Below are 23344 nucleotides of genomic sequence, written 5' to 3' on the forward strand. Positions count from 1 at the left end.
CCGACCGGAGGTGGACAGCGGTGTCGAGCACCGACGAACGACGCTTCGAGGTACTGCGCGCCATCGTCTCCGACTTCGTCGCCACCCAGGAGCCGATCGGGTCGAAGACCCTGGTCGATCGGCACAATCTCGGGGTCTCCAGTGCGACGATCCGCAACGACATGGCCGCGCTCGAGGCCGAGGGTTACATCACCCAGCCGCACACCAGCTCCGGCCGGATCCCCACCGACAAGGGGTACCGCCGGTTCGTCGACAAGATCGCCGAGGTCAAGCCGCTGTCGGTGCCCGAGCGCCGGGCCATCCTGGGCTTCCTCGAGGGCGGTGTCGACCTGGACGACGTGCTGCGCCGGGCGGTGCGGCTGCTGGCCCAGCTGACCCGGCAGGTCGCCGTCGTGCAGTACCCGACCCTGTCGGCGTCCTCGGTCCGTCACCTAGAGGTCGTGCCACTGACCCCCGCGCGACTGCTGCTGGTCGTGATCACCGACTCGGGCCGTGTCGACCAGCGGATCGTCGAACTCGGCGACGTGATCGGCGAGGACGACCTCGGCACACTGCGCGACCTGCTCGCCGGGGCGCTGGAGGGCAAGCGGCTGGCCGCCGCCTCGATCGCGGTCTCGGAACTGGCCGACGACGCGCCCCCGGAACTGCGCAACGCGGTGATCCGGTCGGCGACGGTGCTGGTCGAGACCCTCGTCGAGCATCCCGAGGAACGACTGGTGCTCGGTGGCACCTCGAACCTGACCCGCAACGTCGCGGACTTCAGCCTGCCGGGTTCGCTGCGCTCGGTCCTCGAAGCACTCGAGGAACAGGTGGTGGTGCTCAAGCTGCTCGCGTCCACCCAGGACAACGGCAGGGTGGTCGTGCGGATCGGCGAGGAGACCCAGGCCGAGAAGATGCGCGGCACCTCGGTGATCTCGACCGGATACGGCACCGCGGACACGATCTTCGGCGGAATGGGGGTCCTGGGTCCGACCCGGATGGACTATCCGGGGACAATTGCGACGGTGGCCGCGGTCGCCCGCTATGTCGGCGAGGTGATCGGGGAGCGCTGACGGTGGTCGGGATCGCCGAAGCGGAGACAGGGCCACCACTGTGGGCCGCAAGCGCTGCCCCTCGCCGGACGGAGTGTTCGGCACGATTCAGGTGAGGACGAGACGAGAGACGTGGCACGGGACTATTACGGGATCCTCGGAGTCGGCCAGAAGGCGACCGACCAGGAGATCAAGCGCGCCTATCGCAAGCTGGCCCGGGAACTGCACCCGGACGTCAATCCGGACGAGGCCGCCCAGGAACGGTTCCGTGAGGTGACCGCGGCCTACGAGGTGCTGACCGATCCGGCCAAGCGCCGCATCGTCGACCTCGGCGGCGATCCGCTCGAGGCGGGTGGTGGTGGCGGCGCCGGCGGCTTCGGCGGCGGCGGATTCACCGGGCAGGGTTTCGGCGGACTCGGCGACGTGTTCGAGGCGTTCTTCGGCGGCGGCGCCACCACCGGCGGCGGCCGGGGACCGCGCTCGCGCGTCCAGCCGGGCTCCGACGCATTGTTGAAGACCAAGCTGACGCTGGAGGAATGCGCCCGCGGTGTGACCAAGGAGATCACCGTCGACACGGCGATCCTCTGCGACATCTGCGCGGGTTCGGGCACCAACGGCGACAGCAAGCCGGTGCGCTGCGAGACCTGCGGCGGCGCCGGCGAGGTGCAGTCGGTGCAGCGCTCGTTCCTCGGCCAGGTGATGACCGCGCGTCCCTGCCCGACCTGCCGCGGCACCGGTGAGGTCATCCCGGACCCCTGCCGTAAGTGCGGCGGCGACGGCCGCGTGCGGGCCCGCCGTGAGATCAACGTGAAGGTGCCTGCCGGGGTGGGCGACGGCATGCGCATCCGGCTGGCCGGTCAGGGCGAGGTCGGCCCCGGCGGTGGGCCCGCCGGCGACCTGTACGTCGAGGTCATCGAGCAGCCGCACGACATCTTCGTCCGCGACGGCGACGACCTGCACTGCACGGTGCGGGTGCCGATGGTCGACGCGGCGCTGGGCACCTCGGTCACCCTCGAGACGCTCATCGACGGACCGGTCGAACTGGACATCGAGCCCGGCACCCAGCCCGGCGCCGTGGCACTGCTGCGCGGCAACGGCATGCCCCGGCTACGCACCAGCGCCCGCGGCGACGTGCACGTGCACCTGGAGGTAGTGGTGCCGGCCAAGGTCGACGGCAAGCAGGCCGATCTGCTGCGCCAGTTCCGGGAGTTGCGCGAGCGCGACCTGCCCGAGGTGGTCTCCACCCGATCGCCGCAGGGAAGCGGGCTGTTCTCGCGGCTGCGGGACGCCTTCACGGGCCGCTGACGGAGGGGACGACCTGATGGCCGCCACCGTGTTCTACGTCGACACGCTGCCGGAGGCGGGCGGCACCGCCGTGCTGGACGGCCCCGAGGGCCGGCACGCGTCCACCGTGCGCCGGTTCGGAGTCGGTGATCGGCTGTTGCTCAGCGACACCCGCGGCGGCGTCGCCGACTGCGCGGTCACCGCCGTGGGCAAGGATCGTCTCGAGCTGCTGGTGCGGACCGTCGACCGGTGTGCGCCCGCCCGGCCCGAGGTGACGCTGGTGCAGGCGCTGCCGAAGTCGGAGCGCTCGGAGCTGGCGGTGGACCTGGCCACCGAGGCCGGTGTCGACCGGATCGTCCCGTGGCAGGCGGTGCGCTGCGTATCCCGTTGGCACACAGGAAAACTGGACAAGTCGGCGAAGGGCGTCGCCCGGTGGCGTGCGGTCGCCCATGCGGCGGCGAAGCAGTCGCGCCGGGCGTACGTGCCGGAGGTGACCGAGCTGCACACCACCGCGATGGTCGTCGAACGGGTGCATGCCCAGGTGCGCGCGGGTGGTGCGGTGCTGGTGCTGCACGAGTCGGCCACGACCGCACTGGGCGGGGACCATCTGGCCGGCCGCGATGCGGTGACACTGGTGGTCGGGCCCGAGGGCGGCCTCGACGACACGGAGGTCGCCGCGCTGGTCGAGGCGGGTGCGCGGGCGGTGCGACTCGGGCCGACGGTGCTCCGCACGTCGTCGGCGGCCGCGGTCGCGCTCGGCGCCATCGGTGTGCTCACCGACCGCTGGACGCACGGACCGCTGGAGTAGCCGCGATGCCGCGCCTGAAGATCGCGTACGGGGACCATCCCGCCCAGTTCGGTCACCTGTACGCGCCGACCGTGCCGGTGGACGGTCCGTCACCGGTGGTCGTGCTGCTGCACGGCGGCAGCTGGAACGCCGACTACCACCTGAACCTGCGCACCGCGTTCGCGGTGGAGTTGTCCCGGCGCGGCGCGGTCGTGTGGAACGTGGAGTACCGGCGGATCGGCGCCGGCGGCGGCTGGCCGCAGATGTCCGCAGACGTGGTCGCGGCCGTCGATGCGCTCGGCAGCGTGGTCGCGGACCGGTTGGCCCAGGTGCGCCCCGAGGTCTGCATGGACGTCGACGACCTACGGGTGGACGGGCATTCGGCGGGCGGTCAGCTCGCCGTATGGCTCGCCGGCGAACGACCGGTGCGCCGCGCGGTGGCGACCGGCGCACCGCTGGACCTGCTCCGCGCGACGGAACGGCCCGCGGCGCAGGCCTGCCTGCGCGAGCTCTTCGGGGCCGGCTACGCCGAGGCGCCGGAGCTGTACCGGTCGGCGTCCCCGCTGCACCGGGTGCCGATCGGCACGCCGGTCGTGTGCGTGCACGGCGAGGCCGACGCCCAGGTTCCGGTCGAGTCCAGCCGCGAGTACGTGCGCGCGGCACGGACCGCCGGTGACCCCGCGACGCTGGTGGTGGTCGAGGGGGAGGGGCACAACGCGATCCTCGATCCGGGCTCGCGGACCTGGGAGGCGGCGCTGGGCGCGTTGCTCGGCGGGGGCCCCGGTCTGCTCGCTGCCGAGCACACGGTGGCGGCGCTAGACTGCAAGCACGAACCGGCGACCGGTCGGTCGGCAGCAGAGCAGGAAAGTAGGCCGTAGTCACCACGTGACATCACAGGACGAGATCGACGACGCGCGTTCGGCGGAACCGGCCGGGCGCACCGTTCGCTCCAGCATGGAGCTGTCGCCCGAGGCCGTTTTCCCGCTGCTCGGTTCGGCAGACAAGAACCTCAAGTTGCTCGAGCGTGAGCTCGATGCCGACATCCACGTTCGAGGCAACGAGGTAACGCTCACCGGCCGCGCCGCCGACGTGGCCCTCGCGGAGCGGGTCCTCGGCCAGCTCGTGGTGATGGTCGGCAGCGGGCACCAGCTGACGCCGGACGCCGTGCAGCGGACCATCTCGATGCTCACCGAGGGGATCTCCGATTCCCCGGCCGAGGTGCTCAGCCTCGACATCCTGTCGCGCCGCGGCAAGACCATCCGCCCCAAGACGCTCAACCAGAAGCGCTATGTCGACGCGATCGACGAGAACACGATCGTCTTCGGGATCGGCCCAGCGGGCACCGGCAAGACGTATCTGGCGATGGCCAAGGCCGTGCAGGCACTGCAGTCCAAGAACGTCACCCGGATCATCCTGACCAGGCCCGCCGTCGAGGCCGGTGAGCGTCTGGGTTTCCTGCCGGGCACGCTGAACGACAAGATCGACCCGTATCTGCGCCCGCTGTACGACGCGCTGCACGACATGATGGACCCCGAGGCGATCCCGAAGCTGATGCAGTCCGGGGTGATCGAGGTCGCCCCGCTGGCGTACATGCGCGGCCGGACGTTGAACGACGCGTTCATCATCCTCGACGAGGCGCAGAACACGACCACCGAGCAGATGAAAATGTTCCTGACCCGGCTCGGTTTCGGATCGAAGGTCGTGGTGACCGGCGACGTCACCCAGATCGACCTGCCCGGTGGTGCGCGGTCCGGGCTCAAGGCGGCCGCCGAGATCCTCACCGACATCGACGGCATCCACTTCTCGGAACTGACCAGCCGAGACGTCGTGCGGCACCGCTTGGTGTCGAACATCGTCGACGCCTACGAGAAGTTCGAGTCGGAGAACGTCCGCGATTTCGGCGAGGGCAATCGCGCACAGCGCCGCTCCGCCCGCGGGCATGGCCCGCACCGCTGAATCGGCGGGGCCGAACAGATGACCCTGAAACGAGAACAGGCGGGAGCCGCAGGAGTGGGTGCGACGTGAGCATCGAGGTGTCGAACGAGTCCGGCATGGACGTCTCGGAGTCCGAACTGATCAGCGTCGCGCGCCACGTGATCGCCCGCATGGACGTGCACCCGGCGGCCGAGCTGTCGATGGTGCTCGTCGACTCGGACACGATGGCGGACCTGCACATGCGGTGGATGGATCTGCCCGGTCCCACCGACGTGATGTCCTTCCCGATGGACGAGCTCGAACCGGGCGGCCGGCCGGACGCGCCGGAGCCAGGGCCGGCGATGCTCGGCGACATCGTGCTGTGCCCGAGTTTCGCCGCCGAGCAGGCTGCCGCAGCCGGGCATCCGCTCGAACACGAGTTGGCGTTGCTGACGGTGCACGGCGTGCTGCACCTGCTGGGCTATGACCATGCCGAGCCCGACGAGGAGAAGGAGATGTTCGGCCTGCAGGCCGAACTCCTGGAGAGCTGGTACGAGGCGAAGCGGAACGCGGAACGGCATGCCGCACAGGCGGATCGGGACCGCAAGCTGCTCGGCAAGACCGGCTTCCTCGACCAGCAGTGAGCGGAGACGATCTGGCGCTGATCATCGGCGTCATCCTGCTGGTTCCGTTGGGCGGGCTGTTCGCCGCGGTCGACTCCGCGCTCAACACCGTTTCCGTGGCCAGGGTCGCGGAGCTGGTCAAGGACGGTCGGGCCGGCGCGCAACGGCTCTCGGCGGTGATGGCCGACCGCCCCCGCTATGTGAACCTGCTGGTGCTGCTGCGCATCGCATGCGAAATCACGGCGACGGTGCTGCTGGCCGGCCTGCTGATCGGCCACCTGCACCTGACGGTGGCGCTGGTGTTGTCGGCGGTCGTGATGATCCTGCTCAGCTACATCGTGATCGGGGTCGGGCCGCGGACGGTCGGGCGCCAGCGCGCCTACCCGGTCTCGCTCGCCGCGGCGCTGCCGCTGCAGGCGCTCGGTGCGTTGCTCAGCCCGCTCAGCCGGCTGCTGATCGTGCTCGGCAACGCGCTCACGCCCGGTCGCGGATTCCGGCAGGGGCCGTTCGCCTCCGAGATCGAGTTGCGGGAGCTGGTCGACCTCGCGCAGGAGCGCGGCGTGGTCGCCGCCGGCGAACGCCGGATGATCCAGTCGGTCTTCGACCTGGGGGACACCCCCGCGCGCGAGGTGATGGTGCCGCGCACCGAGATGGTGTGGATCGAGCGGGAGAAGAACGCCGGCCAGGCCACCTCGCTCGCGGTGCGGAGCGGTCACTCGCGTATCCCGGTCATCGGGGAGAACGTCGACGACGTGCTCGGCGTGGTCTACCTCAAGGACCTGGTCGCGCACACCTACCACTCGGCGGACGGCGGCCGGGGGCGCACGGTCGGCGAGTTGATGCGCCCGGCCGCGTTCGTCCCGGACTCGAAGTCCCTCGACACCCTGCTCGACCAGATGCAGCGCACGCGGAACCACATGGCGATCCTGGTCGACGAGTACGGCGGCATCGCCGGACTGGTGACCATCGAGGACGTGCTCGAGGAGATCGTCGGCGAGATCGCGGACGAGTACGACACCGGCGAGGTCGCGCCGATCGCCGACTGCGGAGACGGGTCGTACCGGGTGTCGGCGCGGTTGCCGCTGGATGATCTCGGCGAACTGTTCGGGGTCGAGATCGAGGACCCGGACGTGGAGACGGTCGGCGGCCTGCTCGCGCATCTGCTCGGTCGGGTGCCACTGCCCGGCGCGGAGGTGTCCACGCAGGGGATCTCGCTGCGCGCCGAGGGCGGCGACGATGCGCGGGGCCGGGTGCGGATCACGACGGTGATGGCGCGCCCGGAACCGTTGCCCGACACGCACGGCATGGATGCGGCGCATGGCGCCGGACGAGACGGGGCGCAGCGCGCCGGCAGACTTGGGGCGGATGCCTCCGGAGAGGACGGTCATGGGACAGGGCACTGAACACGGGCAGGAGTTCCGGTCCGGCTTCGTCTGCTTCGTCGGACGGCCGAACACCGGGAAGTCCACGCTGACGAACGCGCTGGTGGGCAGCAAGATCGCCATCACCTCGAGCCGCCCGCAGACCACCCGGCACACCATCCGGGGAATCGTGCACCGCGAGCACGCGCAGTTGATCCTGGTGGACACGCCGGGCCTGCACCGTCCGCGAACCCTGCTGGGGCAGAGGCTCAACGACCTTGTGCGCGACACGTATTCCGAGGTCGACGTGATCGGCCTGTGCATCCCCGCGGACGAGAAGATCGGTCCGGGCGACCGCTGGATCCTCGACCAGGTGCGGACGATGGCGCCGAAGACGACGCTGGTCGGCATCGTCACCAAGATCGACAAGGTGGGCAAGGAGCAGGTGGCCCAGCAGCTGATGGCACTGTCGAAGCTGCTCGGTCCCGAAGTCGACGTGGTCCCGGTGTCGGCCGCCAATGGTGAACAGGTCGAGGTGCTCGTCGACGTGCTGGCCTCGAAGATGGAGCCGGGGCCGGCCTTCTATCCCGACGGCGAGCTCACCGACGAGCCCGAGGAAACGCTCATGGCGGAGCTCATCCGCGAGGCCGCGCTCGAGGGGCTCGGCGACGAGCTGCCGCATTCGCTCGCGGTCGTCATCGAGGAGGTCCTCGAGCGCGAGGGGCGCACCGAGAAGCAGGGCGAACTGCTCGACGTGCACGCGCTGCTCTACGTGGAGCGGCCCAGCCAGAAGGGCATCGTGATCGGCAAGGGCGGTGCGAGGCTGCGCGAGGTCGGCAGCACTGCGCGGCGGCAGATCGAGAAGTTGCTGGGCACCAAGGTGTTCCTGGAGCTGCACGTGAAGGTCGCCAAGGACTGGCAGCGCGACCCGAAGCAGCTGGGGAGGCTGGGGTTCTGAGCCGCGACCGGTCAGGCGGCGAAATCCGGCCGCGGGCGCTGGGGCTCATGTCGGGACACTCTCGATTTGCGTCCTTGATAAACCATCGGATTCTGATGGCTTATCAAGTGGGGAACCGCTACACGACAGGGCGACTCGACACCCCGCCCGGAGGCTGAGCCGGCGCTCACCGGCCTCTGCCCGGCATTCCTGTCGCCCGGTTTTTCCGCACGTCGCGGCGTAACGTGGCCCGCATGGCGAAGATCACGATCATCGGTGGTCACGGAAAGGTGGCCCTGAGGCTGGCGCGACTGTTGTCCGCGGTGGGCCACGAAGTGCACTCGTGGGTGCGCAACCCCGACCACGGCGCGGATGTCGCCGCCGCCGGCGGGACGGCGGTGGTCGCCGACCTCGAGACGATGAGCGTCGAGCAGATGGCCGAGTTACTACGCGGCAAGGATGCGGTGGTGTGGTCGGCCGGGGCGGGTGGTGGTGACCCGAAGCGGACGTACGCGGTCGATCGCGACGCGGCCATCCGGTCGATGTCCGCGGCCGAGCAGGCCGGGGTGCGCCGGTACGTGATGGTGTCGTACTTCTACGACCGCCCCGACCACGGTGTGCCTGAGGACAGCTCGTTCTATCCGTACGCCGAGGCGAAGGCCGCCGCCGATGGGCGGTTGCAGGCGTCGGGGCTGGACTGGACCATCCTCGGGCCGAGCGCGCTACGCGATGAACCAGGGGGCAGCCGGATCGAAACCGGTGCGGGCGTGGCGAAGTCGAGCGTCAGCCGGGACGACGTCGCCGCGGTTGCGGCCTATGTGCTCGACCATCCGGAGACGGCCGGCCGGGTCATCGACTTCAACGGCGGAGACGCTCCGATAGCGGAGGTGCTCGGCTGAGGCGGCCGTTTCGTCAGCTCAGAACCGCAGTTCTCCGGACAGGGCAAGCGCCACGAACACCAGAGCGCCGCCGAGCAGTCCGACGGTCAAGTACCACGGCCACTCCGAGCGCTTCCTGAGGAGCCCCATCTCCGAGAGTATGGCAGGAACGCCGCCCACAAAGACTGCGAGTATGCCGACAACCCCAACTACCGTTATGCCGAAACTCATCAGTCGACACCCCCCGTCACCCGTTTGGTCATCGGCTTCCTCCCGAACCGCCCACTGCCCCGTTCAACCGCTCTCGTGACTCGTCGATCAGTCGCTCCTTGAGCTGATCTTGGGCGTCGTCGGGGGCATCCTGATCGAGTTCATTCATTCCCCGCTTCGAGAGCTGTCCACCCAAGGTCTTGTACGCGAACTCTCTCGCTGCAGCCAGGCGATCGCCCTCTGCCGACGAACCGTGGATCTCGTGATGCAGAAATTCGCCGGCAAACTTGCCGGGCACGGATTCGGCACCCCCTATCGCGCCGTTCCCTGCGGCTCGCCACGCTTCATCAACGCTGATGCCGTGGTGCGCGCCCACCAGATTCCCCGCCACCTGTAGCCCGACGTCTTGGGCCGACGACGTCACCATTCCGGTGACGACGCTGGTCGCCAGCTCCTTCCCGAGAGTCTTCGCGACGTCCTTCACTGTCAGCTCCGCGACCGACGCCGCGATCCGCTCGACCAGCTGTTTCAGCGCCATCCGCACGGCAACCCGGGCGGCGGCGACTTCGGCGACGGCGACCGCGGTGGACGCGCCGAAGGTGCACCATTCGGTGGCCGCATCGACGGCCAACTCGACCACCAACTCGGCCAGCGCCGCAACGATGATGCCCTTGGTGACGCGGATCTGGATCGCGGTCAACTCGCACATCGACCCGAGCTTGTTCAGCTCGTCGATCAGCTGCTCGAGCCCACCGTCGCCCTGCGCGAGATCCCTGAACGCGACGGCCATCGCGTCGGCGGCATCACCCTCGAATGTGGAGCTCACCTGTGCGGCACCGGCATTCACATCGGCTACGGCCGTAGACAGTGTGGAAGCCGCCTGCTTGTAGCCGTGGGCCATGCGCATCAGCGCGGTCTCGTCGCCCTCCGGCCACGGTTGGCCGCCGACGAAACCGGCCACCTTTTCGAGCCAGCCGGGCAGTTCCATCCCCATCAGAACAGTCCCTTCGCCGGGGCGGCGATCGTCTCGGCGGTGGCGCGGTCCTCGGTGTCGAGCAGTTCTGCGGTATCGCGGACCTTGCCGGCGACGGCGGTCAGCTGCTGCCGCATCGCCTGCAGCGCGGCGTGCGCGTTCTGGCGGGACTGCGCGTAGCCGACGCCGTCGGAGAATGCCGAGCCCGGCTCGTCGTGGCCCCAGCAGGCGCCTTCCGAATCCACCTGCGTGGCCAGCAGCTGCAACACCTCGCCGACAACGGTCGCGGCTCCGTCGAATCGCGATGCGGAACCGCGCAATTCGGGAAGCGCGGCCCGCAACTGGTCGCCACTCACGATCGTTCCCCCTCGTGCCCTGCCCGGCTCACCACGACGTCGACGTCCATGACCGACGGCGCGGAAAGTCGTCCTCATCGTCGAAATCCTGCACGACGACCGGGGCGGCTTGCTGCCGGACCGGCGCGGGATCTCGGGGTGCACCGTCCGGTGGGGTCAGCGGCGGCGCATCGGAGCCGCGGAGCAGCGCGGACGCCTCTGGAATGGTTCCGAGCAACTGCTCGACACGGTCGTCGGTGCCGGCGGCCTGGTGGATCTGAGCGGTCTGCGCCTCGACCGCAGCGCGCACCTGCTGCGCGGCATCCTGTGTCAGCGCGGTGATGGTCTTGGCCAGTGCGCCCATCGAGAGCCGCTCCCTCGCGGCGGGGGAGATCTGCGTCTTGGTCAGCACCCCGGACGCGTTGACCCACACCGTGACCAGACCATCGGCGGAGCGAGCCGATGCCGTCTGTGCCAGTGCGGTCCCACGCAACCGATCGACCTGCGCGAGTCGTCGTCGGACGTCCGCGTAGATCTCGTCGGCGTGCTGTCCGTCGAACGGCAGCGTCATCGACCCCCCCGTGTCATGAATCCCCGTGTCAACTGATCACCAGGGGCGACCCTGCCCCATGTTGCGGGCTCAGCCTATCGGGCGCCGTTCGGCCCGGCCTCGCCCGCCCCGCGGACCAGCGAGATCAGTGCGGCGGCGACCTGTTGTCCCGCAACGCCGGTCGCCAAGCGGCGCAACTGCATCCCCGCGACCAGCGCGACCAGGCTCTGCGCGAGCGGCTCGGGGTCCGGCACGCCGAGCGCCTCGAGGATCGTCAGCGCCAGCCGGTCGTAGGCGGCGAAGCAGTCGGCCGCGGCCTCCTGAAGCTGGGCATCGCGGCCGGCCTGGATGTAGAGCTCGAACGCGGCGATCTGCTCGGAGGTGAAGGCCACCTGGGCGGCCACCTGCTCGACCAGCGTCGCCGCCTGATCCAGGTCGAGGTCCAGCGACCGGTAGTCCTCGGCGATCGCGGACAACCGCGCGGTCTCCGCGGCGACGAACTCGACGAGCGCCGCCCGCAGCATCTCAGCCTGAGACGCGAAGTGGTAGGTGACAGAGCCGAGCGAGACGTGCGCTTCGGCGGCGATCCGCCGGTTGGTCACCGCCGCGATGCCGTCGGAGCCGATCATCGCCAGCACCGCCTCGATGATCCGCTCGCGGACCGGGGTGTTCACCACCAGTGCTCCGGTGTGTGCAGGTCCCAGCGCAGCTCCGATTCCAGCTGTGCGGCAAGGCAGACCAGCAACGTCTCCGAGTTGGCGTTGCCCATCAGCTGAGCACCGACGGGCAGCCCGTCGGCGGTGAAGCCCGCGGGGACCGCCACGCTCGGCCAGCCCAGCACGTTCCAGGGCCAGGTGTACGGGCAGGCCGCGGTGATCACCTTGTCGGTCGCCCAGTTCGACAGCCCGTCGATAGCGTCGACGCGCAACGGTCCGGTCGCGGTCACCGGCGCCAGCACCACGTCGACCCGGTCGAAGACCTTGCCGATCCGCCGGCGCAGGTGCGGCTCGGCCTTGCGCGCCGCAGCGAGCGGAAGCCCGTGCAGCACGCGACCGTTGCGTGCGTTCTCCAGCGTCCGGTGATCGAGCAGCGACGGGTCTGGGAAGCGGCGGCGCCAGTCCTCCAGACCGGCCATCGACCGCGGCAGGAAGTTGAGCCCGAACAGCGTGCCGTAGCGCGGATTGTCGACGACGACGTCGTGCCCCAGCGCGGTGAGCGTGCGCGCGACCGCCTCGACCGCCCGCCGCACCTGCGGATCGAGCGTGGTCGGTGTCGCGGTGAACGGGATGTCGAGCGAGAGCCCGATCCGCAGCCGGCCCGGGTCGCGGCCGACCCATTCGGCGGTCGAGACCGGCGGCGGCTGGTGCAGATCGCCCGGGTGCCGGCCCGAGAGCGTGTCCAGCAGCAGAGCCGCGTCGGCAACCGTGCGGGCCAGCGGTCCGAACACCGTGAGGCCGTGGAACGCCTCCGGATCGGGGAAGGTGGGGATGCGTCCGCGCTGCGGCTTGATGCCGACCAGGTTGGTCCAGGAAGCGGGGATGCGGACCGACCCGGCGCCGTCGCTGCCGATCGCCGCGGGCACGATGCCCGCTGCGACCACGGCGGCGCTGCCGCCGGACGAGCCGCCGGGGGTGCGGCCGCGGTGCCACGGGTTGCGGGTGTGGCCGAAGGCGGCGCCGCCGGTGATCGGCCACTGGCCGAGTTCGGGAGCGTTGGTCTTGCCGACGATGACCGCACCGGCCGCGCGGAGCCTGCGCACCATCTCCGAATCCGCGGGGGCCGGGGCCAGGCCGTCGGCCGGGCAGCCGAACGCCGTCGGCTCGCCCTCGAGATCGGTGTCGTCCTTGATCGCGATCGGCACACCCAGCAGCGGCAGCCGCTGTCCCTGCGCGAGCCGGCGGTCGGCGTCGGCGGCCTCAGCGAGTGCGGCGTCACGCCGGACGCTGCGGAACGCGTTGAGCGTCGGACGGCTCGCCTCGATCGCCTCGATCGCGCGTCCGACCAGCTCCGACGACGTGACGGTGCCCGAGTTCAGGGCCTCGACTTGGTCGGCGAGGGTGTCGCAGCGCTCGGTGGGGACGGTGGTCATGGTCGCCGACCCTACACACTGTTCGTTCGAACGAACAGGTACTTGTCACCGTCCGACCGGCGGTGTCTGCCGGAACCTGTCACGCGGCGGTGGGACAATGGCGCGGTGAGGTTGTACCGGGATCAGGCGGTGGTGGTCCGCCAGCACAAGCTCGGCGAGGCGGATCGCATCGTCACGCTGCTGACCCGGGAGAACGGTCTGGTGCGCGCAGTTGCCAAGGGGGTGCGCCGCACCCGCTCGAAGTTCGGTGCCCGGCTCGAGCCGTTCGCGCACATCGACGTCCAGCTCTACCCCGGACGCAACCTCGACGTCGTCACCCAGGTGCTCGCGGTCAACGCGCTGACCTCGGACATCGTCGCCGACTACGGCCGCTACACGACGGGCTGCGCGGTCCTCGAGACCGCCGAGCGGCTCGCCGGTGAGGAGCGTGCGCCGGCTCGCGAGTTGCACGACCTCACGGTCGGGGCGCTCCGTGCGCTGGCGCAGGCGAATCGGCCCGCCCAGCAGATCCTCGACGCCTACCTGCTGCGGGCGATGAACTTCGCCGGCTGGGCACCCGCGCTGAGTGACTGCGCGCGCTGCGCGGCGCCGGGGCCGCACCGGGCCTTCCACGTCGCCGCCGGGGGAGCGGTCTGCGTGCACTGCCGGCCGCCGGGCGCGGCGACCCCGTCGCCGGGCGTGCTCGAGCTCATGGACGCGCTGTACCGGGGCCGGTGGGCGGAGACCGAAGGTACGTCCGACGCCGTCCGCGGTCAGGCCAGCGGCTTGGTGGCCGCGCACCTCCAGTGGCACCTGGAGCGACAGCTGCGCACGCTTCCGTTGATCGAGCGCGCTCGCCCGCACCCGGGTGGGGTCGGGCAAGATGGGGACCGTGATCCAGCGACGGCGAGCATCTGACGCCCAGGCAAAGACGATGAAGGGACGGCCCTCCCGCGAGATCCGGCCCCCGAGCGCGCACCCCTCGGGCGCGCGGGCGCCGATCCTGCAGCCGGAGCTGATCCCGCGGCACGTCGCGCTGGTGATGGACGGCAACGGCCGCTGGGCGCAAGACCGCGGGCTGCCTCGCACGGCCGGACACGAGCGCGGCGAGGCGGTGTTGATGGACACCGTCGAGGGCTGCATCGAGATCGGCGTCAAGTGGCTCTCGGCGTACGCGTTCTCCACGGAGAATTGGAAGCGCAGCCCCGAGGAGGTCAAGTTCCTCATGGGCTTCAACCGGGACGTGATCCGCCGCCGGCGCGACGAGATGCACGAGATGGGGGTGCGGGTACGGTGGGCCGGCCGCCGCCCGCGCCTGTGGGCGTCGGTGATCAAGGAGCTCGAGGTCGCCGAGGAGCTGACCGAGCACAACACCACGATGACGCTGACGATGTGCGTCAACTACGGCGGCCGCGCCGAGATCGCCGATGCGGCAAGGGAGATCGCCCGTCGGGTGGCGTCGGGGGAGATCAACCCGGAGAAGGTCACCGAGGCGACCGTCGCGAAGTACCTGGATGAGCCCGACATGCCCGACGTCGACCTGTTCCTGCGGCCTTCCGGCGAGCAGCGCACGTCGAACTTCCTGATCTGGCAGTCCGCCTACGCGGAGATGGTGTTCCAGGAGAAGCTGTTTCCCGACTTCGACCGCCGCGACCTGTGGGCGGCGTGCGTCGAGTACGCCTCGCGCGACCGCCGGTTCGGGGGAGTCAAGTGACCGACTCGGAGGTCGGCGCCCTGGCGGAACTGCGCGAACGGGTCCGGGTTCAGTTGGGACCGTTGGTGGACATGCGCTCGCCCGCCGCGCCGACCAACGGCGACGACGCGCTGAGCTTCGACTACGCCGGTGCGCCCTGCGCGGTGCGCGCGTTCGCGTTGGCCGACGGGCTCGATGTGCTGTCGATGACCTGTGTGCTCGCGTGGGACATCCCGCTGGGGCCGGACCTGCGGGCAACGGTCGCCCGTGCCGCCGAATCGGTGCAGTTCGGTTCGGTCAACGTCATCGAGCGTCCGGACTCCGCGGACGTTCTGTTGCAGTACACGTTTCCGGCCGGAACCCTGGAACCGGAGGCGCTGCGTACCATGCTGTTGCTGGTGCTGTCCGGGGTCGGCGAGATGAGGGAGAGCCTGCGCGCGCTGAACGGATAGCGTCGCAGTGCGCGCCCTCACCTGAGCCCGGACGCCGCCAGCCCGTTGCGTAGCTTCTCGAGGTGTTCGGCCGGACCCTGGCGTAGCGGCATCCGCAGCTGATCCGACTCGATCAGGCCCAGCATCTTGAGCGCCGCCTTCACCTGGATCGCGCCTTGGGAGGTGTGCATGATCGCGTCCACCGCCGGGATGAGCTGGGTGTGAATCGCCCGTGCACGCGGCAGGTCGCCCCTGTCTATGCAGGCCAGCATCTCCGCGTACAGGTCGCCCGCCACGTGACCGACGACGGAGACGATTCCTGTGGCACCCTGCGCCAGGTGCGCGAGGTTGACGACGTCGTCGCCGGAGTACCAGAGCAGGCCGGTCTCGGCCATCAGTCGCGACGCCTCGAATAAGTCGCCCTTCGCGTCCTTGACGGCCTTCACCTGCTCGATATCCGCGGCCCGTCGGATCGTCTCCGTCGACAGCGCGGTGCCCGTGCGACTCGGAATGTCGTAGAGCATCACCGGCGTCCCATCGCCCGCCTCGGCGACCATCCGGAAATGCTCGACGATGCAGTCCTGCGGCGGCTTGTTGTAGTACGGCGTGACAATCAGCAGCGCGTCGGCGCCACGGGCGACCATCTCGCGGGCGGCCCGCGCGGAATGCTCGGTGTCGTTGGTGCCGCACCCGGCCATCACCGCGACCCGATCTCCCACCGCCTCCACGACCGCCCGCACACAGTCGTAGTCCTCGTCGTCGGTCGTCGTCGCCGACTCGCCGGTGGTGCCGTTGACCAACAGCCCGTCATGCCCGTGGTCGGCGAGGTGCACGGCAAGCCGCTGCAACCCGTCGTAGTCGATCGAACCGTCGTCGTGCATCGGCGTCACCATCGCCGTGATGATCCGCCCGAATGGGGTGTTCTCCATGGGTACAGACATTACGACGACCACACTCGGACAGCACGTCGACGCCGGCTGTGAGGGCGGGGGAAGAGCGCCTCACGGCGCTGTTTCCGAACACTGGCGTCCCGACGTTCGTCGGATCGACTGCCAGGGAATCTCGCCTGCCCTCTGGAACCAAACGGACGCTTGGTGTATTCATGATCGCGTGAGTGAACACGATCACCAGCAGTTCCGGAGCACCCACGTTTCCCGCCGGCGCGTGCTCGCCGGTGGCGTCGTCGTCGGGGCGGTCGCCGCGACCGGAGCGTTGTTCCCCGGGCTCTCCGCCGCGCTGCCCGCCGGCGGCGCCGCGATGCTGGTCGGCCGCGGCATCGGCGACTCCACCGGGGAGCCGCTGGGTGCGGGGATGAACGGCTATGCCGTGCCCGCGCAATCCAGCGCGGGCCTGCACCTGCGCCAGCGGGCCCGGGCGTTCGTGTTCGCGCAGTCGCCGGACGGGCCGCGGTTCGCGCACGTCACCGTCGAGATCGGGCTGATGTTCGAGAGCATCTTCCAGGAGGTGCTGCGGCGCTTGCAGGCCCGCTTCCCCGGCGTCTACCACCAGGGCAACGTGCTGCTCGCCGCGACGCACACCCACTCGGCGCCCGGCGGGACCGACGGGCACCTGCTCGTCGACATCACCACCTTCGGCTTCCGCCCGGCGACCTTCGAGTCCAACGTGGCCGGCATCGTCGACGCGATCGAGCGCGCGCACCGCGACCTCGCCCCGTCCGAGGTGGCGATGACCCGCGGCCAACTCGACGACGCCGGTGTGAACCGGTCACCGAAGGCGTTCGACCGTGACCCCGCAGCCGACAAGGCGCCGTTCCCGCTCAAGATCGACCCCAACTCGGTGAACCTGCAGATCACCCGCGGCGGCAAGCTCGTCGGCGTCATCAACTGGTTCGCCACCCACGGCACCAGCATGCCGCCGACGAACCTGCTCTCCAGCTCGGACAACAAGGGGTACGCGGCGCTGCGATGGGAGCGCGCCGCCGGCGTCGACTACACCTCGCACGCCTCACCGGCGCTGGTCACCGCGTTCAGCCAGTCCACGCCAGGCGACGTCACGCCGAACCTGGACCGGATGCCCGGCACCGGTCCGACCGACGACGCGTTCGCCAACACCCGGATCATCGGCGAGCGGCAGTACGAGGCGGCGTCGCGGCAGGTCGGCGTCGGTGCCCGCCCGATTGCCGGTGCGATCGACGTCCGTTGGAAGTACGTCGACATGAGCGCGGTGACCGTGCGCTCGCAGTACACCGGCGACGGCCGCACCCACCACACGACGCCGGCGATGCTCGGGGCCGCGTTCGCCGCCAGCAGCCAGGAAGACGGCGGCGGCATGCCCGAGCTCGGCTTGAACGAGGGCGAGCGCGGCGGCAACCCGTGGGTGCGCAAGGTCAACGAGGTCGTGGTCCCGGACTGGCTCAAGCGTGAGCAGGCCCCGAAGGACATCCTGCTGCCGGTCGGGCTGGTGCCCGGTACCGTCCAGCAGCAGCTGCCGTTCTATCTGGTCCGGTTGGGTGACACCTACCTGTTCGCGTGCGGCTTCGAGCCGACGGTGGTCGCGGGCCTGCGGCTGCGACGTGGGCTCGCCGCCACGCTCGGCGTTCCGGTGGAACACGTTGTGGTGCAGGGCTACACAAACTCGTACGGTCACTACCTGACCACACCCGAGGAGTACGAGAACCAGGACTACGAGGGCGGCGCGACCGTCTTCGGCAAGTGGCAACTGCCCGCGGTCCAGCAGATCGCCGACGAACTGGCGGTGGCGATGCGGTCGGGCAAACCGGTCGCCCCGGGGCGCACCGACGGCGACCTCACCGGCAAGCTCCCGGCGGCGCCAGTGGGCAATGCGTTCGTCGATGTCGCGGCGCCCGGCACCGCTTACGGTCAACTGCTCACGCCGGTCGCGGACACGGTCCGGCGCGGCGGCATGGCACGGGCGAGGTTCTCGGGAGCGAACCCGAACAACAACCTGCGCCGTGACGACACGTACCTGACCGTCGAGCGCCGGGACGGCGACCGGTGGGTGCGGGTCGCCGACGACAGCGACTGGGCCACGAAGATCTACTTCGACAACGCCGGACCGGTCACCACCACGACCATCACCTGGGACGTGCCCGCGAACACCGCCCTTGGTCGGTATCGGGTCACCTACCGCGGTGACTCCCGGACGCTCGACGGCCGGACCACTCCGTTCAGCGGACTGTCGAACGAGTTCACGGTCACGGCCTGAAGATCGTTCACGGGTTGATGCCGTCGAACTGCATGACCTGATACGGCCTGCCGCGGGCCGTGTTCCATTGCGACACGGTCAGGGTCAGGCTCGTCGGCGATGCGCTGGCGGGGTGGATGTAGCCGCCGTAGAGCTGCGGGAACGCGGTGAACCCCGGCTTCCACCACGGCGCCTGCCCGTGGATCTGCTGGGTCGGCCCGGTCCAGACCCGGTCGATGGCGGGGGCGGTGCGGGTGGAGATGCAGTAGCCGTTCACGTCGAAGTAGGACATGCAGCAGGTGCCGCCGATGTTCTGCACGCTCAGCTCGCCTATCGGGCCCATGCCGTCGAACAGCGGTGTCGGCGTGGGGCTGCCCCACCGCCAGCTGCCGTCGTAGCCCCAGTGCTGGTACCGGGCCTTGTCGAGAATGGCTGCCGAGGTGGCGGGTACCCGCATCAGGATGGGCCCGTTCTGGTTGTGGGCGCGGCCCCATTCCTTGGCGGCGATGTACAGGTGGCCGTCGTCATCGTTGTTGCCGATGCCGGCGAACGACTGCATCATCAGTGGCGACCAGCCGCCGTACCCGTCGGATCCGTCGTTGGGCCAGACGACGGCGTGGTCTGTCCAGGTCCGGCCGTGGTCATCCGAATAGGCCAGTGCCGCATACAGTGCGCCGTACCGGTCGTCGACGGCGGTCCAGTCGCGCACTGCGGTGTAGGTCAGCCAGGTGCGCCCGTCGATCTCGATCGCATCGTTGGGGATGCGGGTGACCTCGGACCCGTGGCCGTTGTCGGCGTCGTGGGTGTAGGTGAGCAGTTGGGTGGCCGGGTTGCCGCCGATGCCGGAGGTGAACGAGATCGCGGTGTCACCGGTCGGGTCGAACGCCTCCTGGATCAGCAGGACCGGTGAGCGCCAGTTCCCGGAGCCGACGGTGTCACCGGCGAAGGTGTCGCCGAAGACATAGCCCGAACTGCCGTCGTGGGTGCGCAGATACGGGATGCCCAGGTCGGTTCCGCCGACTCCGAACCTTCCGGTCGACGTCGGCGTCCCGGTGATCACGGTGCCCCAGTTGCTCATGGCGATCCTCCTCGGGCCGTTCGCCCGGCGACAGGTCGAATGGGGCGGGCGGCGTGGAACCCTTCGCCCGTCACGCTAGCTTCGAGGCGCTGTGTGCGTCGACGAAGTCGGCGACGGCGTCCTGCAGTTGGGTCAGCCCCGGCTCTTCGAGCGGATAGTGGCCGGCGTTGTCGAGGGGGACGATCTCGACCGGCGACATCGTGATCCGAGACAGGAACGGTGCGCTGAGATGGAGCGGAGTCCACCGGTCCGCGGCGGGCTGGGTCAGCAGTATCGGGCAGCGGTCAAAGTCCTCGGGTTCGACGGCGGGGGCATGGCTCAGGTAACGGCCGAGGAAGCGGACGCTGACCCAGTTCCCTGCAGAGGTGCGGTCCTTCATCAGGACGCTCTGTGCGCCCGGATCGTTGGCCAGTGCCGACATCCTCGATGCCAGGCGCATCGGGTACCTCAGCGTTGCCGCCGGGGTCTTCGCCAGACCAACCATGAGCGGCCCGCCGACCCGTGCGGTGAGCCTGCTGTGTGCGGTCTCGTCCCGCACCCGGCGGCTGCGCTGGTCGAGGAACGCCATGCCGACGATGCCCGCAAGGGTTCCGCGGGGCGCCTTCGCGGCGACGTGATACGCCAGCATGCCACCGGCGCTGAGGCCGAAGAGCACGATCGGACGGTCGTCGCGTGCCCGTTCGTGGGCGAGGAGGTCCACCACCAGGTCCACCCAGTCGTCGTAGGAGGGTGTGGCGCCGGGCCTCACCTGCGTCAGGCCGTAGCCGAGGTTGTCCGGCGCGACCGTCTCGAAGCCACGGGCGGCCAAGGGTGCGCCCAGGATCAGCGACATCTGGCGGCCGTTGGTGCCCACGCCGTGGTGCAGGACGACCTTGGCCCTCGCGCACGGCGCGGGGTAGCGGTCGAGGTGGACGCGGTGCCCGCGCCAGTCCCAGAACTGCTCGACGGGGGCGGTCGCGTCGCTCAAGCGCAGGCGGGCGGGCAGGAACTGCTGCAGCTCACGCCAGTCCGGCTGGTCGCGGTAGTACGCGGGTGTGCGGCTCATGTTGAGCGCCTTACGGTTACGCCGATCGCTGCACGCGAGCGTGCGACGGTCGCGGTACCGGGACGAGCATCGGCACCCGCCGCCGGTAGCTGCGGCGGCGGTCGCCGAACGAGGTGATCAGGTCGCGTTCCTCGAAGCGGATGGCGACGAGGATGTACGCGGTGGTGACGGCCGCGAACAGCAGTCGCCCGACCGTCATCGTCGGCGCGGCCCAGAAGGCGATGACGAATCCGAGGTAGAGGGGATGGCGGACCAGGCGGTAGAGCGCGGGCATCCGGAATTCGGTTGCGGCGACACCATCTTCGTGCCGGCGGAACGCCTGGCGGAGTCCGAACAGGTCGAGATGGTCGATCGCGAAGGTCGCGACCAGCACGAGCGCCCACCCGGCCATCGAGAGTGCATAGACGGCGGTGCGGGCGGGCGTGGGGCCGAACGCCCACACAGCATCTGGGATCGGCCGCCACTGCCACATCACCAGCGCCAACGCCGCGGTCGCGCACAGCACGTAGGTGGAGCGTTCGGCCGCCGGCGGGACGAGCCGGGTCCATCGGCGCTTGAACGCCGGTCGGGCCATCACGGAGTGCTGGACGGCGAACAGCGACAGCAGCCCGAGGTCGATCAGGACCGCGACTGTCGTCGAAGCAGTCGGACCGTCATCGATGTTGCGCGGCACGACGAGTCCCTCGACCCAGCCGATCGTATAGAGGAACACTACCAGGAACAGGGCGTAGGCGACCACCCCGTACGCCCTGGTCCTGGCGCCGGCTCGGGACCCCTCGGCCCGGGCCTGCGCCGCGGTCGTCGGTTCGTTCTGATGAGCGGGCATGATCGCCTCCGCATTCTCGATCGGGGATTCGTTGTCTCGCACCAATCGTCGAGAGTCACCGCGGGGTGCGCCAGGGGCCCAAGGGTGTCGGTCGCCCCACCCTGCGAGGCGTCTCCCGGACGAGTCGGTCCTTTCCCGTCGGCGCGCGCCGCAACCACCCCAGGTGAGGAGAATGTCCCCCTGGGGTGGGTGGCGGCAGCCGGCGGCCGGCGCGACCCTCAGAGGCGACGGCGTCGAATCACCGTTCTCGCGCAAGGAGAACAACGATGTCCAATGCCGACCAGAACCCGACCGGGCAGACGAGCATCGACACCACCGCCTGCGGCACCCGCGGCGAGCAGGTCATGCAGGAGCAGTTGGGGACCGCGTTCCGCGCGGACCGCTTCTACACCCGCCAGATGTGCACGCGGCTGAATGCCGCGATGATCGAGTTCGTCGCGCGGAGGGAGTTGATGTTCGTCGGCACATCGGCGGCCGACGGCTCGTGCGACGTGTCGATGCGGGCCGGGCCGCCCGGCTTCGTCCACGTCTTCTCCGAGGAGTTGATCGGCTACCCCGAGTATCAGGGCAACGGGGTGCTGGCCAGCCTCGGCAACATCGTCGAGAACCCACACGTCGGGATCTTCATGGCCGACTTCGTCGACGAGTTGATCGGCCTGCACGTCAACGGAACCGCCAGCATCGTGGTCGACGACGACGTCCGCGCCGCACATCCCGACCTGCCTGTCGAGAGGCTGCGCGGCCGCCGGGCCGAACGCTGGGTTCTCGTCGACGTCGAGGAGGCATACATCCACTGTCGCAAGCATATTCCGCAGATGGTGCCCGCCGATCGGGTCCGCGAGTGGGGGGCGGACAATCCCGCACGCAAGGGCGGCGATCACTTCGGCGTCGCCGCCGAGCGTGGATTCGCGCATTGACGGCGGCGGGCGTGCGTCCGGCCGTCGTACCTCGAATCACACCCACTGCACGAGTTGCCACACGATCCCATTCGGGTCGGCGAACTGACAATAGCGCTCGCCCCATGGTTCGGTCTCCGGTGCGGTGACGACCTGGGCGCCCGCGGCGGCGATCCGGGAGAACTCGGCGTCGATGTCCTCGACGACGAACGCGATGAGAGTTCCCTGACCGGCTGGGCCGGCGATCGACGCGGGTTTGAAGGTCTCCAGACCGGTGCGCAGGAAGATCACGTTGACACCTGCGCTGGGGTGGGTCAGCGAGACGAATCCGTCTGCGGACATCGCCTCGGTGAAGCCGAAGTTGGTCGTCGCGAACTCCGACGACGCGGTGACGTCGGCGACATTCAGCGACAGGGCGGTGCTGGTGATCTTCATGGGGACCTTCGGGTCGAGAAAACAGTGTACGACGTACAATGTTATACGTCGTATAAGGTATTCCGCAATGACGGCATTCCGCGAGAGTGGAGGCGCAGGTGGCCCGGGAACTCATCGACCTGCTGTGGCGCGACCATCCGGATGTGTCCGTGCGCGGCTCGCGCGGGCCGCGCGCCAAGGTCACCACATCGCAGGTCGTCGATGCGGCCGTCGAGATCGCAGACGCCGAGGGGCTGGAGGCGACGACCGTGCGGCGCCTGTCCGACGATCTCGGGATCTCCGCGATGTCGGTCTACACGCACATCGGCTCACGTGACGATCTGCTCGTACTGATGGCGGATTCTGTCCGGAGTGGTTGGTGTGCAGGTGGATTCGTCGCCGGAGAGTGGCGGGTGCGGGTGCAGGAGCTCGCCGAGTCGGAACTGGGCCTGTATACCGGGCACTGGTGGCTGCTGGACGTCACCGATCAGCGCGTCGCGATGGGGCCCGGGACGATCGCGCAGTACGACCACGGGCTACATGCGTTCGACGACACAGGTCTGGGCGACCTCGAGACGGATGCCGCGCTCACCTTTGTCACGGACTTCGTCCGAGCCTCGGCGCAGGCACGGCGGCCCGACCCGCGCGCCGCCGACATGACGCTGGTCTGGCACTCGTGGCAGCAGCGATTGGCCCGGTACCTCGGTGACGACTTCCCGCTCGCCCAGCGCGTCGGTGCGGCCGCGGGAGCGGCGATGAACGGCGTCTACAGCGCGGAGGCGGCCTGGTCGTTCGGTCTGGCCCGGGTCATGGACGCGCTGGAGTCGCTGATCGGGACCTCGTAG

Annotated in this window: 25 protein-coding genes; 15 read left to right on the forward strand and 10 right to left on the reverse strand. The window is 69.7% G+C overall.

Going from position 1 to position 23344, the window contains the following annotated elements; genetic code table 11:
* The first annotated feature begins 20 nt into the window (after positions 1–20).
* The 9 genes from hrcA to G4X40_RS17160 all read left to right on the forward strand — a co-directional run bounded on the left by hrcA (position 21) and on the right by G4X40_RS17160 (position 8836).
* Entirely contained in the window at positions 21–1052 is a 1032-nt protein-coding gene (gene hrcA, locus G4X40_RS17120; protein WP_277834244.1) for a heat-inducible transcriptional repressor HrcA, read from the forward strand.
* Between the two features lie 111 nt (positions 1053–1163).
* Positions 1164–2336, forward strand: coding sequence for a molecular chaperone DnaJ (dnaJ, locus tag G4X40_RS17125; protein ID WP_277834245.1), 1173 nt, complete (start codon positions 1164–1166; stop codon positions 2334–2336).
* 16 nt (positions 2337–2352) lie between these two features.
* Entirely contained in the window at positions 2353–3123 is a 771-nt protein-coding gene (locus G4X40_RS17130; protein WP_277834246.1) for a 16S rRNA (uracil(1498)-N(3))-methyltransferase, read from the forward strand.
* Positions 3124–3128: 5 nt separating this feature from the next.
* Positions 3129–3980, forward strand: a complete 852-nt coding sequence (locus G4X40_RS17135; protein WP_277834247.1) for an alpha/beta hydrolase family protein — start codon at positions 3129–3131, stop codon at positions 3978–3980.
* A gap of 76 nt (positions 3981–4056) precedes the next feature.
* Positions 4057–5058 (forward strand): PhoH family protein, encoded by a 1002-nt coding sequence (locus G4X40_RS17140; RefSeq protein WP_277834683.1) that lies wholly within the window; start codon positions 4057–4059, stop codon positions 5056–5058.
* Positions 5059–5123: 65 nt separating this feature from the next.
* Positions 5124–5660, forward strand: a complete 537-nt coding sequence (gene ybeY / locus G4X40_RS17145; protein ID WP_277834248.1) for an rRNA maturation RNase YbeY — start codon at positions 5124–5126, stop codon at positions 5658–5660.
* Positions 5657–7042, forward strand: coding sequence for a hemolysin family protein (locus tag G4X40_RS17150; protein ID WP_277834249.1), 1386 nt, complete (start codon positions 5657–5659; stop codon positions 7040–7042). The genes ybeY and G4X40_RS17150 overlap by 4 nt, the downstream gene beginning before the upstream one ends.
* The gene (era, locus tag G4X40_RS17155; protein WP_277834250.1) at positions 7026–7958 is read left to right on the forward strand and encodes a GTPase Era; all 933 of its coding nucleotides are present in this window, start codon (positions 7026–7028) and stop codon (positions 7956–7958) included. Before G4X40_RS17150 ends, era begins: the two co-directional genes overlap by 17 nt.
* Before the next feature lie 233 nt (positions 7959–8191).
* Positions 8192–8836, forward strand: a complete 645-nt coding sequence (locus G4X40_RS17160; protein WP_277834251.1) for an SDR family oxidoreductase — start codon at positions 8192–8194, stop codon at positions 8834–8836.
* A 238-nt stretch (positions 8837–9074) separates the two neighbouring features.
* On the opposite strand, the gene G4X40_RS17165 is transcribed toward G4X40_RS17160, so the two are convergent.
* From G4X40_RS17165 to G4X40_RS17185, 5 genes are all read right to left on the reverse strand, one after another.
* Positions 9075–10019 (reverse strand): WXG100 family type VII secretion target, encoded by a 945-nt coding sequence (locus tag G4X40_RS17165; RefSeq protein ID WP_277834252.1) that lies wholly within the window; start codon positions 10017–10019, stop codon positions 9075–9077.
* On the reverse strand, positions 10019–10354 hold the full coding sequence (locus tag G4X40_RS17170) for a WXG100 family type VII secretion target (protein WP_277834253.1): 336 nt from the start codon (positions 10352–10354) through the stop codon (positions 10019–10021). The genes G4X40_RS17165 and G4X40_RS17170 overlap by 1 nt, the downstream gene beginning before the upstream one ends.
* Positions 10355–10382: 28 nt before the next feature.
* Positions 10383–10904, reverse strand: a complete 522-nt coding sequence (locus G4X40_RS17175) for a YbaB/EbfC family nucleoid-associated protein (protein WP_277834254.1) — start codon at positions 10902–10904, stop codon at positions 10383–10385.
* 74 nt (positions 10905–10978) lie between these two features.
* A complete protein-coding gene (locus G4X40_RS17180) occupies positions 10979–11560 on the reverse strand; it encodes a TetR/AcrR family transcriptional regulator (protein WP_277834255.1) in 582 nt (193 codons plus the stop codon).
* A complete protein-coding gene (locus tag G4X40_RS17185; protein ID WP_277834256.1) occupies positions 11554–12972 on the reverse strand; it encodes an amidase in 1419 nt (472 codons plus the stop codon). Before G4X40_RS17185 ends, G4X40_RS17180 begins: the two co-directional genes overlap by 7 nt.
* A gap of 105 nt (positions 12973–13077) precedes the next feature.
* On the opposite strand from G4X40_RS17185, the gene recO reads away from it, so the two are divergent.
* Genes recO through G4X40_RS17200 form a run of 3 tightly spaced genes read left to right on the forward strand, consistent with a single transcriptional unit; the run spans position 13078 to position 15096 of the window.
* Positions 13078–13869, forward strand: coding sequence for a DNA repair protein RecO (gene recO / locus G4X40_RS17190; RefSeq protein ID WP_277834257.1), 792 nt, complete (start codon positions 13078–13080; stop codon positions 13867–13869).
* A 16-nt stretch (positions 13870–13885) separates the two neighbouring features.
* A complete protein-coding gene (locus G4X40_RS17195; protein WP_277834258.1) occupies positions 13886–14665 on the forward strand; it encodes an isoprenyl transferase in 780 nt (259 codons plus the stop codon).
* Positions 14662–15096, forward strand: a complete 435-nt coding sequence (locus G4X40_RS17200; RefSeq protein ID WP_277834259.1) for a hypothetical protein — start codon at positions 14662–14664, stop codon at positions 15094–15096. Before G4X40_RS17195 ends, G4X40_RS17200 begins: the two co-directional genes overlap by 4 nt.
* A 17-nt stretch (positions 15097–15113) precedes the next feature.
* Here G4X40_RS17200 and dapA read toward each other — a convergent pair whose 3' ends face one another.
* Positions 15114–16004, reverse strand: a complete 891-nt coding sequence (dapA, locus tag G4X40_RS17205) for a 4-hydroxy-tetrahydrodipicolinate synthase (protein WP_277834261.1) — start codon at positions 16002–16004, stop codon at positions 15114–15116.
* Between the two features lie 181 nt (positions 16005–16185).
* On the opposite strand from dapA, the gene G4X40_RS17210 reads away from it, so the two are divergent.
* The gene (locus G4X40_RS17210) at positions 16186–18261 is read left to right on the forward strand and encodes a neutral/alkaline non-lysosomal ceramidase N-terminal domain-containing protein (protein WP_277834263.1); all 2076 of its coding nucleotides are present in this window, start codon (positions 16186–16188) and stop codon (positions 18259–18261) included.
* Positions 18262–18268: 7 nt separating this feature from the next.
* Here the strand turns inward: G4X40_RS17210 and G4X40_RS17215 are convergent, their stop codons facing one another.
* The 3 genes from G4X40_RS17215 to mddA all read right to left on the reverse strand — a co-directional run bounded on the left by G4X40_RS17215 (position 18269) and on the right by mddA (position 21189).
* Positions 18269–19318 carry a DUF4185 domain-containing protein gene (locus G4X40_RS17215; RefSeq protein WP_277834265.1) on the reverse strand — a complete coding sequence of 350 codons (1050 nt, stop codon included), beginning with the start codon at positions 19316–19318 and terminating at the stop codon, positions 18269–18271.
* Positions 19319–19388: 70 nt separating this feature from the next.
* Positions 19389–20363, reverse strand: coding sequence for an alpha/beta hydrolase (locus G4X40_RS17220; RefSeq protein ID WP_277834267.1), 975 nt, complete (start codon positions 20361–20363; stop codon positions 19389–19391).
* Positions 20364–20379: 16 nt separating this feature from the next.
* Positions 20380–21189, reverse strand: a complete 810-nt coding sequence (gene mddA, locus G4X40_RS17225; RefSeq protein WP_277834268.1) for a methanethiol S-methyltransferase — start codon at positions 21187–21189, stop codon at positions 20380–20382.
* A 266-nt stretch (positions 21190–21455) separates the two neighbouring features.
* On the opposite strand from mddA, the gene G4X40_RS17230 reads away from it, so the two are divergent.
* Positions 21456–22106, forward strand: coding sequence for a pyridoxamine 5'-phosphate oxidase family protein (locus G4X40_RS17230; RefSeq protein WP_277834269.1), 651 nt, complete (start codon positions 21456–21458; stop codon positions 22104–22106).
* Between the two features lie 36 nt (positions 22107–22142).
* On the opposite strand, the gene G4X40_RS17235 is transcribed toward G4X40_RS17230, so the two are convergent.
* Positions 22143–22520 (reverse strand): VOC family protein, encoded by a 378-nt coding sequence (locus G4X40_RS17235; protein WP_277834270.1) that lies wholly within the window; start codon positions 22518–22520, stop codon positions 22143–22145.
* Between the two features lie 98 nt (positions 22521–22618).
* On the opposite strand from G4X40_RS17235, the gene G4X40_RS17240 reads away from it, so the two are divergent.
* Positions 22619–23344, forward strand: coding sequence for a TetR/AcrR family transcriptional regulator (locus G4X40_RS17240; protein ID WP_277834271.1), 726 nt, complete (start codon positions 22619–22621; stop codon positions 23342–23344).

Origin of the sequence: Speluncibacter jeojiensis (assembly GCF_029589495.1) — a bacterium.
In the GTDB taxonomy this organism is placed as follows: Bacteria; Actinomycetota; Actinomycetes; order Mycobacteriales; family Mycobacteriaceae; genus Speluncibacter; species Speluncibacter jeojiensis.

Excerpts from the sequence above, each read along its gene's own strand:
- G4X40_RS17130 (WP_277834246.1), top strand. The coding sequence starts at position 2,353 with ATGGCCGCCACCGTGTTCTACGTCGACACGCTGCCGGAGGCGGGCGGC.
- G4X40_RS17175 (WP_277834254.1), bottom strand. The coding sequence starts at position 10,904 with ATGACGCTGCCGTTCGACGGACAGCACGCCGACGAGATCTACGCGGAC.
- G4X40_RS17135 (WP_277834247.1), top strand. The coding sequence starts at position 3,129 with ATGCCGCGCCTGAAGATCGCGTACGGGGACCATCCCGCCCAGTTCGGT.
- G4X40_RS17235 (WP_277834270.1), bottom strand. The coding sequence starts at position 22,520 with ATGAAGATCACCAGCACCGCCCTGTCGCTGAATGTCGCCGACGTCACC.
- G4X40_RS17195 (WP_277834258.1), top strand. The coding sequence starts at position 13,886 with ATGAAGGGACGGCCCTCCCGCGAGATCCGGCCCCCGAGCGCGCACCCC.
- dapA (WP_277834261.1), bottom strand. The coding sequence starts at position 16,004 with ATGGAGAACACCCCATTCGGGCGGATCATCACGGCGATGGTGACGCCG.
- G4X40_RS17230 (WP_277834269.1), top strand. The coding sequence starts at position 21,456 with ATGTCCAATGCCGACCAGAACCCGACCGGGCAGACGAGCATCGACACC.
- G4X40_RS17220 (WP_277834267.1), bottom strand. The coding sequence starts at position 20,363 with ATGAGCCGCACACCCGCGTACTACCGCGACCAGCCGGACTGGCGTGAG.
- G4X40_RS17140 (WP_277834683.1), top strand. The coding sequence starts at position 4,057 with ATGGAGCTGTCGCCCGAGGCCGTTTTCCCGCTGCTCGGTTCGGCAGAC.
- era (WP_277834250.1), top strand. The coding sequence starts at position 7,026 with ATGGGACAGGGCACTGAACACGGGCAGGAGTTCCGGTCCGGCTTCGTC.
- G4X40_RS17185 (WP_277834256.1), bottom strand. The coding sequence starts at position 12,972 with ATGACCACCGTCCCCACCGAGCGCTGCGACACCCTCGCCGACCAAGTC.
- G4X40_RS17215 (WP_277834265.1), bottom strand. The coding sequence starts at position 19,318 with ATGAGCAACTGGGGCACCGTGATCACCGGGACGCCGACGTCGACCGGA.
- G4X40_RS17165 (WP_277834252.1), bottom strand. The coding sequence starts at position 10,019 with ATGGGGATGGAACTGCCCGGCTGGCTCGAAAAGGTGGCCGGTTTCGTC.
- G4X40_RS17160 (WP_277834251.1), top strand. The coding sequence starts at position 8,192 with ATGGCGAAGATCACGATCATCGGTGGTCACGGAAAGGTGGCCCTGAGG.
- mddA (WP_277834268.1), bottom strand. The coding sequence starts at position 21,189 with ATGCCCGCTCATCAGAACGAACCGACGACCGCGGCGCAGGCCCGGGCC.